The organism is Bradyrhizobium sp. Kon69, assembly GCF_055807515.1.
In genome coordinates this window covers 284,949-297,748 of the sequence record NZ_JBVVOS010000002.1, presented here as the reverse complement: position 1 = coordinate 297,748, position 12,800 = coordinate 284,949, and the positions used below count along the sequence as shown (strand labels likewise).

Below are 12,800 nucleotides of genomic sequence, written 5' to 3'. Positions count from 1 at the left end.
TCGGAACGAAAGCGCGCCTAAGGCCGCAGCTGTTTCGGGTTTAGCTGTGGCGATTCCACCACACTGGCTTGTCCTGAATCGAGACAGACTCCTGGGATAAGCCCGATACGACGCGCCAGATCGGGCGCGTCTCCGGAGGAACCTCGCCAGGCTCGGCGTCGCCCTTCAAGAGCCGTGCGAGTTCGCGTCGATAGAGCGGCCGCCAGCCGGTTTTCAGGCCGGCGAGAAAATCGAGCTCCCGTTGTGTCAGCGTGCACATCATGAACCCGATCCGTTTGCGAAAGCCGCGTCGTCAGCCGACGAGGCCTCCCATCGGTTTGACGTCGGCGCTGCCCGGGAAGACGGCTTCTGCGAGCACCTTCTCCTCGACACGCAGGTGATCCCGCAGCAGGCCCTTCAACACCGCGCGCAAATCCGTAGTCGGCTTGAGATCGCGATCCTCGAAGAGCTGCGCCGGCTTCAGACCCGGCCAGTCCGCGATCACGCGGCCACCGGTGAGCCCGCCACCGATTAGGAAGGCGACCGTGCCCGTGCCGTGGTCGGTACCCTGCGTCCCGTTGATGCGCGCGGTTCGCCCGAACTCGGTGACAACAGCCACGACTGTTTCGCGCCACGCTTCGCCCATGTTGCTCTCGATCGCAGCAAAGGCGCCGTCGAGCGCGCCGAGCAGATTGTAGAGCTGGCCCGAGGCCGCGCCCTCGGCGATGTGCGTATCCCAGCCGACGAAGCCCATGGCGCCGACGCGCGGACCGTCGGGCTTGGCGAGATAGCGCGCGGCGGTGCCGGCGGCCTCGGCAAAATAGGCGCGCACGCGCGCGATGCCGGGCGGCGCCAAGGTCGGATCGTCGGACATCGGATCGCCCACGCCGGGCGCGCCGCCGAGCGAGGCGAGCCTCATGCGGGCCTGGAGCACGGTCGCAAGCTTCGGATCGGTGTGCTGGTAGAGATCGAGCAGGCGGTTCTGCGTGTCCTCACTCGCCGGCAACAATCGCTGCGGCACCCAGGTCATCACAGGCGCCGAACCGCGCACCACCAGCGGCGTCACGGAGCCGATGCCGAGCGCGCGGCTGCCGCGCGGGTCGACACGCCCGCCGGATTCCAGCGCGAGCAGCGCGCGGTTGAGCCATCCCGAGCTGGTCATGCCCGGCTTGACGAGCCCGCTTTCCAGTACGTCCTGGCCGTCGAAATGCGAACGCTCGCGATAGGGCGTCGCGGTGGCATGGACGATCGCGGCCTTGCCGCTCTCGTAGAGCCGATGCAGATTCGGCATCGCCGGATTGAGCGCGAAGAAGGCATCGAGCGGCAACGCCGGCGGCTTGCCGTCCAGCACCAGCGCACGATCGCCGCGCAAGGAGATCCAGTCGGGATCGCCGACCGGCGCAACTGCGCCAAGGCCGTCGAGCGCGCCGCGCAGCACGATGACCAGCAGGCGCGGATCGCGCCCTTCGGCGCGCGCAATCCGCGGCATCTGGCTCCATGCGAATAGTGCGCCGGATCCGACCAGAAGCTCGCGCCGCGTGGGCAAATGATTGACGACGCCCATGCTCACCTCCTCTGAAAGTCCGCCGACATGAACAACAGCGCCAACGCCTGCTGCCGGCTCTCGGCACGGCCGACCGCCTGCTTCACCTCGGGTGATATCTCCGATGCGAAGACGTCCTCGATGATCACTTGCGGATCGGCCGTGGTCGCGACGCGCTCGGCAAAATTGTTGGCGACGTCCAGCCGCCGGCCGACGCCGTCGATCCAGCTCGCCTCGTCATCCGGATAGCCCTTCGGCGCCGACGGACGCCACAGCGCCTCGCCGAGCAGTTCCTGGCCGCCGGTGAAGCGGATGGGATCGACGACCGTGATGCCGACCGCACGCACCATGCCGACAACCCATTCGCCGGGACGCTTGAGTTTCGACGGCGGCCCGCGCCAGGCCTCGTCCGAGGACACCATCGCAATCGCGACCTGCTTGAGATCGCCCTCTGTGTCGCGAAAGATTTTTGCCATCTGCTCGACGAGCATCGGCGGCGGATCGTCGGCGACGAAATGGCGCGCGAGCTTGGTCGCGACATGGGTCGCGGTCGCGGGATGCGCGGCGAGATCGCGCAACACGGCGCGGCCCTGCTCGGCATCCTCCTGCTCGTAGTGCTTGCCGAGCACGGTCTGTCCGCCCGGTTCGTGCAGCCGCGGATTGAATGTGAAATCGCCGCCGTGCTGGGGATCGGCGCCCGGCGGCACCAGCGTCCAGCCAGTCAGCACATTGGCAAAGCTGATGACGTCGTCCTGGGTGTAGCCGGCGCGCACGCCGAGCGTATGCAGCTCCATGATCTCGCGCGCAAAGTTCTCGTTGAGGCCGCTGCTGCGGTTGATACCGGCCGTCGAGTTCGCGCCCATCGAACCAAGATTGTCGAGATAAAACAGCATCGCCGGATGACCCTCGACGGCCAGCAGGAGATCGACGAAGCGGCCGAGCGCATTGGCGCGAACGGCCTCGCGCTCATAGGCGCCGGACATGCTCCGGATCTTGTTGGCTGAGACGCAGAAATGGTTGGACCAGAACCACACCAGCCGCTCGGCAAAGCCGATGTCGGCGGAAAGCGCCGCTTCCGTGCGCACCTTGGCTTCCTGCAAATAGATCGGACGCCCTGGATCGGGAATGGCATCGGCCGCCTGCTTGGCCGCCATCTCGGCGGCGTCCTTGTCCGCTCCCTGTCCTTGCGTCTGGTCTTCCGACATGGTCGGCGTCGCCGCCACCTGCTGCTTTTTAGCCTGCTGCTGGGCCTGCTTGGCGCGCGCGGCGCGCCGCGCATTGGCATCAGCCACGGTGCGATAGGCCTTTGCGCTGGAGGGAAGGCTGGCGGCAGCGTTCAGGACGAGCGGGCGGTCGAGCTCGGCGATCAGCGCGCCGCGCGGGTCGGTCCCGAGAGCCGCGATCGATCCCGGGCGCGGCCCCATCCCGAAGCGATGAAGCGCCAGCACAGAATTGACCTTTGCAGAACTGCTCATGGCGAATGCCCAATTCTTCGAGCCTGCCGACGGTGCCCGCGCAGGCTACGAACTGTAATGCTACGGATGGTAGCATTCACCGCGAGAGCCGGCAAGCGGAGGATTGAGAGAGCGCCGTCAACAACTCGGGAGCTGCCGGTCCCGCAGACCAGCGGCAATCGTCCTAAAAATTCGGCCCGAGCGCGATTTTCGTGATCGTTCCGTTTCTGACGCCGATGCGCCATTCCGCCGAACCGTTGGCGAACTGGGCAACATAGATATCGCTGTCGAGCGCGGTGACGCCGCGGAAGGAGACCGCACGCAGCGCACCCAGCCGCGTCAGAATCGCCTGATCGAACGGAAGCTGCGTGCGTGTGATGTCGGCGACTTCCGACGTCATGCGCTCGTAGTCCGGCTGTCCCCTGCCGACGCCCTCGATGTAGCGGCGCAGCATCTCCTCGCCATTGGCGATCGGAACGGCGCGCCGCGCCGCGCGACCTGGACGCGCACCGAGGCTTGAGACCTCGACATTGTGGAAGCGCGTCTGCCGACCCGGCACCAGGATCTCCATGCACCGTCCCGACTTGTCGGCAATCACCCACGGATTGTTCACGGTGGTGGTGGAAGCCCAGGTCATGTTGGGCCTGACGACGCTCTGCGTCTTGCGATTGCCGTCGGCATCGAGATTGAAGATTTGGATGTCGTCGCCCATCTCGTTATAGACCATGATCCTGATCGGCGAGGTGCCGGCGCGGCCGCGCACGTTCGCCTCCTCCGAGCAAGGCACGATGCCACCGAGCTCGTCGTTGCCGTCGGCCCGGAAGATCACATCGCCGGCCTTGCCATCGGGCTCGATCAGCAGGCGGAATTCGGCCGTGCCGTTCTCGAACTTCGCGCCATAGATGTCGTAGCCGCCAGGACCGACGCCGCGGAAGAAGATCGATTCCAATCCGCCGAGCGCAACGAACGTCGCGTGCATTTCATTGAGCTGGCGGTGGATCTTGGCCGCGAGCGGCGCGCTCATGCGGTCGTAGTTCGGCGTGCCGGCGCGCAGATCCTCGATCCCGCGCAAGATCATCTCCTTGCCGCCGACGGCCGGGACCTGCTCCCTGAAGCGATCGGGCACTTCGGCAAGGCGACGCGCGAAATCCGCTTCGACCGCCTGAGCCACCGCCGCATCGACGCGGGCCGCAAGACGCGCGCCGAAAACCGCACTCTGTAGCAACACGCGCGAGACCCTCGACTGCTCGTCGCGCAGGAAGATCACGAGATGGTCGCCGCGGAAGGAGAACGCATCAGTGCCCTCGGCAAGGATTTGCGTCGTGCCCTGCCCAGTTTCCTGCAACCAGAGACGGTCGCCATCGCGGCGCACGGTGAGCACGCGGTTCGGCGCAATCCTGTACCAGCCGACATATTGATCGAGCGAGGCAGCTTCGGTCGCAGGCGTCGGCATCTCGGCGACACGCACCGCGCGCACGTCGCGGCCGTTCATGCGCAGCATCAGTTCGGCGGAGCGACGTTCCGCATCGAGCGGGAACGTGATCTCGCCCGACGAAGCCATGTAGGACGCGGTGCCGTCGCTACCGACATTCAGGCGCAGCCGGCGCTGCCCGGTGAGCTGGCCGTAGAGGTCGTCACCTTCGCGGAAGATGGCGAACACCGAAGCCGGGCCCATCGCGTAGAAATTGACGAAGGGGCGGTAATGCTGGGCCGGCACCTCTCCACTATCCGCCGCGAGCGGCGCAGGCTCCGGGGTACGATAGGCGATCATGCCGGCGGACACGATCACGGCGGGAACGATCGCGGCCGCGATCCACGCCCGCTTGCGCCAGCCGACCGCGACGGGCATCGCGGCGGCCGCGATGATGCGCTCGACGCGGGCGCGCACCGTCGAGGCCCGCGCCATCGCGAGCTCGAGCGGCCGCGGGTTTACCGTGCTCGCGAAATCAAGCAGGATTTCCGCGTAGGACAGCCGGTCGTCGATCACCTCGATGGCCTCGGCGTCGCTGATGATCTCGGCAAGTTCGGCAAGACGCGCGAGCTGCCACCAGGAGAACGGGCTGAACCAGAACACCGCGCGATTGAGGGAGGCGAGCAGGAGGATATAGAAATCTCGGTTGGCGACATGCGCGCCCTCATGCGCGAGCACCGCAAGGCGCTTCTTGGCATCCCAGCCGGCAAATTGCGGCGGCACCAGAATGGTCGAGCCAAACGTGACGGGACCGCCGACGTCGCGGCTGACGCGCACATCGGCGTCGACCAGGCCCCGACCGTCGATCGGCCTTGCCGCGCGCGCGAGGCGCCAGGTCAGACAGAGGCCGATGGCCAGCCGCAGCAGCAGCAGGCTGGCAACGCCGGCATGGACGATTGTGGCGATCAGCCACCAATTGATCGAGACGCCGCTCTTCACCGGCGGAGCAATCGCCGCGCCGGGCGCGATCGGTTGCATGGGCTGCGGCATCTCAAACATCGAGATATCGGCAGGCAGGACATCATCCGGCACCGATACCGGCAATGGCAGCCGGGTGATCGTGACCGTCGGCCAATGCATCACCAAGGGCATCGCCAGCGATGCCAGCAGCACGACGACCCACGCCGTCATGTGGACGTGCGGATTGCGCACGCGAAACAGGTTGAGACCGAACCAGACGACGCCTCCCAGCACAAGGGAGCGTAGCGCCGCCTCCGCCAGAGTTGCGATCATTCTTTCTTCACTCCCCTCGCCTTCTTCGCCTTGGCCACCTGGTCGGCCAGTGTGCGCAACTGCTGCTGGTCAAGCATTGCATTGTCGACCATGCCGACGAGGACCTCCTCCATCGAGCCGTTGCAGAACCAGTCGACGATGCGCTGCACCGCCTTGGCCGCAACCCGCGCGCGCGCTTCGGCTGCGTGGTAGACATAAGTGCGTCCGTCCACCGTATGCCGAGCATAGCCCTTTTCTTCCAGCCGGCGCAGCACCGTGCGGACGGTCGATTCCTTCAGCCGACGCGACAGCTTTTCGCGCACAATTTCGGCCGTGACAGGACCATGGGCCCAAACCAGTTGCATGACCTCGTGCTCGAGGTCGCCCAGGTCGGGCAAACGATCGTCCATGGCGGCTTACCTTGGTTTTGCATTTTCTTGTAGCGCTACAGAGCGTCGCATATACGACCGCGCCGCGCAACGGGGTTTCTACCTGAAATGGTATCGCGTGCTGACCGAACCGGGGAAATAACGTTTCGCAAGTCGGATCGACTTTCGATCGGGCTAGCAGACTGCCCTGCCCCTCACCCGGATTGCGCCGGACGATGCTTCGCATCGCCGGGAGCAATCCGACCTCTCCCCGCAGAAGAGCGGGGAGAGGTTAGGGAGGCAACCTCTCTCACTCCCTCGCCCCGTTCTTACGGGGAGAGGGTGGGGTGAGGGGCAGCCTCCCAGATTCAGATCGAATTGTAAGCCTCAGTACTGCGGCTCGTACATCTGCGACTGAACCAGTCCCTTCACGTCGTTGGGCGCGGGTCCGTCCGCGAGTCCGCGCTGATAGGCGACGTCGGCGACAGCGGCGGCGATGCGGACCGAGACCTCGCGGATGCGCGGCAGCGCCGGGTAGAGGCTGCCTTGCGCGAGATCGTCCTTGCCGACGCAATCCGCCAGCGTATGGGCGGCCGCCATGAACATCTCGTCCGTGACCAGCCGCGAGCGGCTGGCGATGACGCCGAGGCCGACGCCCGGGAAGATGTAGGAGTTGTTGCCCTGGCGCGGCACGAAGGTGCGGCCGTTGAGCTTGACCGGGTCATACGGGCTGCCGCAGGCAAACAGCGCGCGGCCCCCGGTGTAGCGGTAAGCGTCTTCCGCCGAACATTCGGCCTTCGAGGTCGGATTGGAGAGCGCGAACACGATCGGCTGTTCGTTGAGCTCGGCCATCGCCTTGAGCACCTCGGGCGTGAAGGCGCCGCCGACCGCGGCAACACCGATGATCGCTGTCGGCTTCAGCGTCCTGATCGCGGTGAGGAAGTCGGCGATCGGCGCCTGGTCGGCATGGGCGTAACGGAGCTTGTGACCGGACAGGCCTTCACGGCCGCCGACGACGAGGCCGCGGGAATCCACCAGCCAGTTGCGCCGAAGCGCCTCGGCTTCAGAGGCACCTTCCGCCATCATCGCGGACGTCACGAGATCGGCGATGCCGGTCGCGGCCTCGCCCGCGCCGAGGAACAGGATGCGCTGATCCTTCAGCTTGCCGCCGTTGACGCGTAAGGCCGAGAACAGGCCGGCGAGCGCAACCGCAGCCGTGCCCTGGATGTCGTCGTTGAAGACGCAGGCCTCATCGCGATATTTGTGCAGCAGCTTGAACGCCGAATGATTGGCGAAATCCTCGAACTGGATCAGCACACCGGGAAAGGTCTTCCGCGCGGCGACCATGAACTCGTCCACGAAGCTGTCATAGGCCTCGCCCGTGAGCCGCCGCTCGCGCAAGCCAAGATAATACGGGTCTTTCAGCAGCTCTTCGTTGTTGGTACCGACGTCGAGCACGATCGGCAGACACGTTTCGGGATGCACGCCGGCGCAGGCGGAATAGAGCGAGAGTTTTCCGACCGGAATGCCCATGCCGTTGGCGCCGAGATCGCCGAGGCCGAGGATGCGCTCGCCATCGGTAACGACGATCAGCTTGGCCGGATAGGGCCAGTTCTTCAGGATCTCGGCGATCTGGCCGCGATCGCGCGAGGAAATGAACATGCCGCGCGGCCGCTGGAAGATCAGGCCGTATTTCTGGCAGGCGAGCCCGACGGTTGGCGTGTAGATGATCGGCTGGATCTCGTCGATATTGTCGACGACGACGCGGAAGAACAGCGCCTCGTTGCGGTCGTGCAAGGCATTCAGCGCGACGTATTTTTCGAGATCGGTCGGCAGCGTGCGCAGATTGACGAGCACCCGCTCGACCTGGGTCTCCATCGTCAGCACGCAAGGCGGAAGCAAGCCGCGCAGGCCGAGCGCATCGCGCTCCTTCGCGGTGAAGGCGGTGCCCTTGTTGAGCAGGGGATCGCGCAGCAGCGCCATGCCGTGCACGGAATCGGACGATGTCGAATGGGCGCTGACCCGAGCAGGTCTATTCACGAATTCCCCCAGGGGGTTTCTTATTGAAGGGCGGGCATTGTCGGCCAGCGCTCACCCGAGATCAAGGACGCAGAAGCCTGCGGCAAGCATCGTGATCCCGCACCGCAGCGAGGTTTTCGCGACAGACGGCCGTCGTGCGCGAAAGGTTAACGCCGCAACGGTGGTCGTTCTCCTCATGGTGAGGAGCGCGGAACGCGCGTCTCGAACCATGAAGGCCCCGCTCTCGCCCGCGGCGCATCCTTCGAGACGCCCGCTTTCGCGGGCTCCTCAGGATGAGGGAGAGTTATGCAGCAACAACTGCTACTCCGCCTTGATGTCGGCGGCCTTCACGATCGGCCACCATTTCTCGATCTCGGACTTCTGGAAGGCTCCGAGCGCTGCGGGCGTTTGCTGATCGGGCGGAGGAATCTCCTGCCCCAATTCGCCAAATCGCTGCTTGACGGAAGCGTCGGCAAGCACGGCGACGATGGCCGCGTTGAGCTTCGTGACGATCTCCTTCGGCGTGTTTTTCGGTGCCCAGATGCCGTGCCAGTAGGAGATGTAGAGACCGGGCAGCCCCGCCTCGTCGACCGTCGGGATATCGGGCGCGGAGGCGAGCCGCGTCGGGGACGTCACCGCGAACGCCTTGATCGCACCGTTCTTGTAGTGCGGCAGCGAGTTCGAGGCCTGGTCGAACATGATGTCGATCTGCCCGGCCACGAGGTCGATCATGGCGGGCCCCGCGCCGCGATAGGGCACGAACTGGAAGTCGGTGCCGGTTCTCTCCTTGAAGAAGACACCGGCGACGTGCGCTCCCGTGCCGGCGCCGGCGGTACCGGCAGTCACCTTGCCGGGATTGGCCTTCAGCCACGCGATCATCTCCTTCAGAGTGTTGGCCTCGAGCGACTTCCGGCCGACGATGAGCTGCGTGCCCATCGCGATCGTCGCGACCGGTTCGAAATCGGCGATCACATCGTATGGCAGCTTGAAGATCGCGCCGTTGAGCACATGCGTGCCCCAATGTCCGATCGTGATCGTGGTGCCATCAGGCGTTGCGCGCGCGACGCGGGCGCCGGCGATGCTGCCGGAGGCGCCCGCCACGTTTTCAACCACGATCGTCGCGTGCAATTCGGCGGCGATGCGTTCGGACAGGATGCGCGCCAGCGTGTCGGTCGGACCGCCCGCCGCGAACGGCACCACGAGGGTGATCGGCCGCGACGGAAACGGCTGGGCGTTTGCCGGTGTGGCCCACGCCGCACATCCGAGCAACGCACACATGACGGTCACATGACCGCGCAGTCCAGCCCACCGCCCCCGCATCAGTCTCTCCCACCCTTTTTGCCGCCCGCATATTGTCAACGGGCTGGAGCCGGAGTGAACGCTGCCGAACGGATGGAGGCAAGCCGGAAATGATGCCGGACCGCTCAGGATATGTACTCATAAACTCGCGCTGCACTTCGTGTGAGGTCCGCTCTGCCTCCGATACCGGCCGTGTTGGCGCACCTCACCCTAGGTCCGAGTTGTGCCAAGAAGAGACATGCGGTTAAAGCGCCCGGGCACCAAGGTCGAACGCTTTTTTTGCCGCCTGTAGGACTGACCGACTTCCCACCTTGGCGACTGAGAGTGACCGAATTCGACGGTTTAGTTTGTTCGAAGTGCGAGTGACAACATTCCAATTCCAAGCCATTGGATCGCCCATGGAATGCTGGGTATCAGCCCACTTCGTGGCCCGCTTCTGAGTGTTGTGGTTGGTACGAGAGGGATGCAATCCCATCTTACCAACTCCACCGAGTTGAAGAGAAATCAGGCCCCAGCCCTCTGCAACGTGTCTGTGCGAGCCTAATCCACTCGATGGATCGAGCTTGATCCGCCGTATTCGCACATGGTTCGACGCTTCGACAGGCCAAAGCACAAGAAAACATGACAATGCTCCGTTGGAGCAATCACCCACATTGGTGCCTTTGGCGAGCTCCTCCAAGGAGGAAAACTCTCTGAGGTTTTTGTCAAAACTTGAATAGGCCTCTAGGACGCGGCAATGCAGGTCGTCAAAAATAAACTGCAGTATCGGTTCAAAGTCGCCCGACACCGCGTAGAAGTCGCAATTAGGCAATGGCGCGTGTCCTACTCATCAAGACATGTACGGTAGCACTGCGCGCTGGCCGGGCCAAGTAGAGCAGTCATCCCGCATGACCGCTTCGGGTCACGAGCCGCCGATCACACGCAAGGTGGAGACTTCCGCTTTGGATTGGTAAGCCGACGTTTAGGGGTGCACGCCCTATCCTGCCGCTCGCCTTGGCGTCAAATGAGCGGCGCTATCAGCCGGCGGCGCGATGTGCATCAGGATGGTCTGGGTGGCGGATGCGACCTCGATGCCGTTGTGCTGGAAACGCTGCTTCATGCGGCGGTTGAATTCGCGCTGCACCGGCCAGCGGCCGGCCTCGGTGCAACGGATCTGGCCGACAATCGACACCATGGCGCCGTCGACCTTGTCGATGCCCCAGAGCTCGAGATCGCCGCGGATCAGGCTGCGGAATTCGATCTCGCGGCGCATCTCGTCGACGATATCCTTGAGGATCTGGCCGGCGCGGTCGGTGTCTTCCTTGTAGGCGACGTTGACGCTGACGGACGCATTGCCGGCGCCGCGGCTGGCGTTGGTGATGGTCGTGACCGCGCTGAACGGCACGATGTGCACGGCACCGTCGCCGGCCCGCAGCCTGATCGTGCGGATCGAGACGTTCTCGACCACGCCCGATAGCCCGGACACGCTGACGCTGTCGCCAACCTGGACGGTGTTCTCCAGGAGCAGGAACAGCCCGGTGATGAGGTCCTGCACCAGCTTCTGCGAGCCGAAGCCGATGGCGATGCCGACGATGCCGGCGCCCGCCAGCAGCGGCGCGACGTTGACGCCGATCTCGCTGAGCGCCGTGAGGCCGACGACGGTGGCGATGACGCACAGCAAGGCCGTCCGCAGCATCGGCTGAAAGGTCCGCAGCCGCGCGGCGCGGGCATAGTGGCCGTCGCGCGACAGCGAATTGATCTGGCGGTCCAGCAGCGCGTTGCTGGCTTCCCAGATCGCAGCAGCAATGAATACGGCAAGTCCGATCGTCACCACCGCCGAGATCAGCCGGCTGCCGATCTGGCCGCCATAGAACCAGACGATGGCGTCGACGCCCCAGACTTCGAGCACGGCCACCAGGCCAATGAAGGCGATGACGCCGGATACGATCTTGCGCAGCAGCGGCAGATAGCGGTTGGCGCGGATCTCGAGGCCCGGAAAGCGCTGGAGGATTTCCGGCTTGATGCGGAAGCCGCGGTCGATCAGGCCAAGCGTCAGCATGATGGCGACGCGCGTGATCAGCGCCACCGCGATGGTGCCGACGAAATATTGCAGCAGCAGCGAATAGCCGTTGCGGATGTTCAGCGCCCAGACGGCCCACAGCGCAAGGTCAAGCGCGATGGCAAGATAGTGCCAGCCGCCCGCGATGCGGTTGCGCAATCCCGCCGCGATCCCCTGCCGGTCAGCGGGCGCGCGGATGGCTTGCGCGACCTGGCGGCGGCATTGCAGGATGATGACGACGACGAAGAGATGCACCACCAGCATCACCATGCGCAGGAGCGCGGCATAGCCGCCGCGATGCAGGCCGAGCAGCAGCGCCACATTGGCAAAGGCGATGCCGGAGACGCCGACACCGACGATACGGCGCGCCCAGATCTCGATATAGGCGGCTGTTTCGGCCCTGACCGGAAACAAGCCGAACGGTCCCGCCAGCACACGAACCACACAGATGAGCCCGCGCGAGGACGCATAGGCGTTGACGACGGCGAGGATCACGAGGCGGACGGTGGTGGGCTCGCCGATCTCGGTGCCGAGCAGCGCCGTGGCGACGCCGACAAAGACCAGCACGGGAAGCAGTTCGAGCAGAAAGCGTCCCAGCACGAGGGGCAGCCGCAGCATGATTTGCCAGGCCCGCGCCAGGCTGTGGCGGCGCCTGTGCAGTTCGGGCGCGGGGGTGACATCGGCCACTGATGACGGCGGATCGGCAATGGGCAACAGCTGCACCGGCAGGCGCGCCGTTTGCGGCATGCGCCCTTCCAGGAACACGACGGGGCGCCGGATCAGACGGAACATCACCCATTCGGCGCAGAAAGCGGAGCCGAAGACCAAAGCGAGCTTCCAGGCGATCTCGATCAGGAGGTTGTAGGCCGCGGGATCGTTCGCGGTTCGCACGATCCAGTAATAGAACGCCGGGAAGTGCGTGAGCGTCCTGGCCATATCGGCGACGTCTCGGGAAATTTCGCCGATCTCCTCGGACACGGTGAGCATGAGCTGCGCACCGAGGCCGTCGGCCGCCAGCGGGATCGGCGATTTTGGCTCGGGCGCGGGCTGCTGTGCACCGGACGCATTGGCAATAGCACGCAGCGTGTCAATCATCTGCGCGCGCTTCTTGTCGTCCTGCAGCGTCTCCAGTGCGCGCTTGGCCTCATCGGGCGACAACGCGGCAGCGCTATTCGCCGCCGGTGCAGGCGGCGCGGCGCTGACGCTGGAGAGAGACGAAATCGCGATCAAGAGCGCGGCGAGAAGCGCGGAGGCAAGCTTATGCGACACGAGGGATTCCCTGGGAAAATGAATGCGACGGCGACGTCGGGACCGTCACCGCCGAAGCACATGCATCATGTCGGATCGACGCTATTCGCCCGGGCGCTGTGTCGGAAGTTGGCCAATGAGGCGACATTCTCTTGGCATTTGCCGCGGT

At 65.0% G+C, this 12,800-nt stretch carries 8 protein-coding genes; all 8 read right to left on the bottom strand.

The window, feature by feature from the left end; genetic code table 11:
* Positions 1 to 40: 40 nt before the first annotated feature.
* On the bottom strand, positions 41 to 262 hold the full coding sequence (locus tag AC0L3U_RS03655; RefSeq protein ID WP_473360712.1) for a hypothetical protein: 222 nt from the start codon (positions 260 to 262) through the stop codon (positions 41 to 43).
* 30 nt (positions 263 to 292) lie between these two features.
* On the bottom strand, positions 293 to 1,543 hold the full coding sequence (locus tag AC0L3U_RS03650; protein ID WP_473360711.1) for a DUF1501 domain-containing protein: 1,251 nt from the start codon (positions 1,541 to 1,543) through the stop codon (positions 293 to 295).
* Positions 1,544 to 1,545: 2 nt separating this feature from the next.
* A complete protein-coding gene (locus AC0L3U_RS03645; protein ID WP_473360710.1) occupies positions 1,546 to 2,997 on the bottom strand; it encodes a DUF1800 domain-containing protein in 1,452 nt (483 codons plus the stop codon).
* A 163-nt stretch (positions 2,998 to 3,160) separates the two neighbouring features.
* Complete coding sequence (locus tag AC0L3U_RS03640) at positions 3,161 to 5,680, bottom strand: M56 family metallopeptidase (RefSeq protein ID WP_473360709.1); 2,520 nt, start codon at positions 5,678 to 5,680, stop codon at positions 3,161 to 3,163.
* Entirely contained in the window at positions 5,677 to 6,069 is a 393-nt protein-coding gene (locus tag AC0L3U_RS03635; protein WP_027570822.1) for a BlaI/MecI/CopY family transcriptional regulator, read from the bottom strand. The genes AC0L3U_RS03640 and AC0L3U_RS03635 overlap by 4 nt, the downstream gene beginning before the upstream one ends.
* A 345-nt stretch (positions 6,070 to 6,414) precedes the next feature.
* Positions 6,415 to 8,067, bottom strand: coding sequence for an NAD-dependent malic enzyme (locus AC0L3U_RS03630; RefSeq protein WP_473360708.1), 1,653 nt, complete (start codon positions 8,065 to 8,067; stop codon positions 6,415 to 6,417).
* 300 nt (positions 8,068 to 8,367) lie between these two features.
* A complete protein-coding gene (locus AC0L3U_RS03625; protein ID WP_473349393.1) occupies positions 8,368 to 9,366 on the bottom strand; it encodes a tripartite tricarboxylate transporter substrate-binding protein in 999 nt (332 codons plus the stop codon).
* Positions 9,367 to 10,321: 955 nt separating this feature from the next.
* Positions 10,322 to 12,652: a mechanosensitive ion channel domain-containing protein gene (locus AC0L3U_RS03620; protein WP_473360707.1), complete on the bottom strand. Its 2,331-nt coding sequence runs from the start codon at positions 12,650 to 12,652 to the stop codon at positions 10,322 to 10,324.
* Positions 12,653 to 12,800 lie beyond the last annotated feature (148 nt).

Bases quoted from the DNA above. Each gene is read 5' to 3' on its own strand.
- AC0L3U_RS03655 (WP_473360712.1), bottom strand. From the start codon at position 262: ATGATGTGCACGCTGACACAACGGGAGCTCGATTTTCTCGCCGGCCTG.
- AC0L3U_RS03650 (WP_473360711.1), bottom strand. From the start codon at position 1,543: ATGGGCGTCGTCAATCATTTGCCCACGCGGCGCGAGCTTCTGGTCGGA.
- AC0L3U_RS03645 (WP_473360710.1), bottom strand. From the start codon at position 2,997: ATGAGCAGTTCTGCAAAGGTCAATTCTGTGCTGGCGCTTCATCGCTTC.
- AC0L3U_RS03640 (WP_473360709.1), bottom strand. From the start codon at position 5,680: ATGATCGCAACTCTGGCGGAGGCGGCGCTACGCTCCCTTGTGCTGGGA.
- AC0L3U_RS03635 (WP_027570822.1), bottom strand. From the start codon at position 6,069: ATGGACGATCGTTTGCCCGACCTGGGCGACCTCGAGCACGAGGTCATG.
- AC0L3U_RS03625 (WP_473349393.1), bottom strand. From the start codon at position 9,366: ATGCGGGGGCGGTGGGCTGGACTGCGCGGTCATGTGACCGTCATGTGT.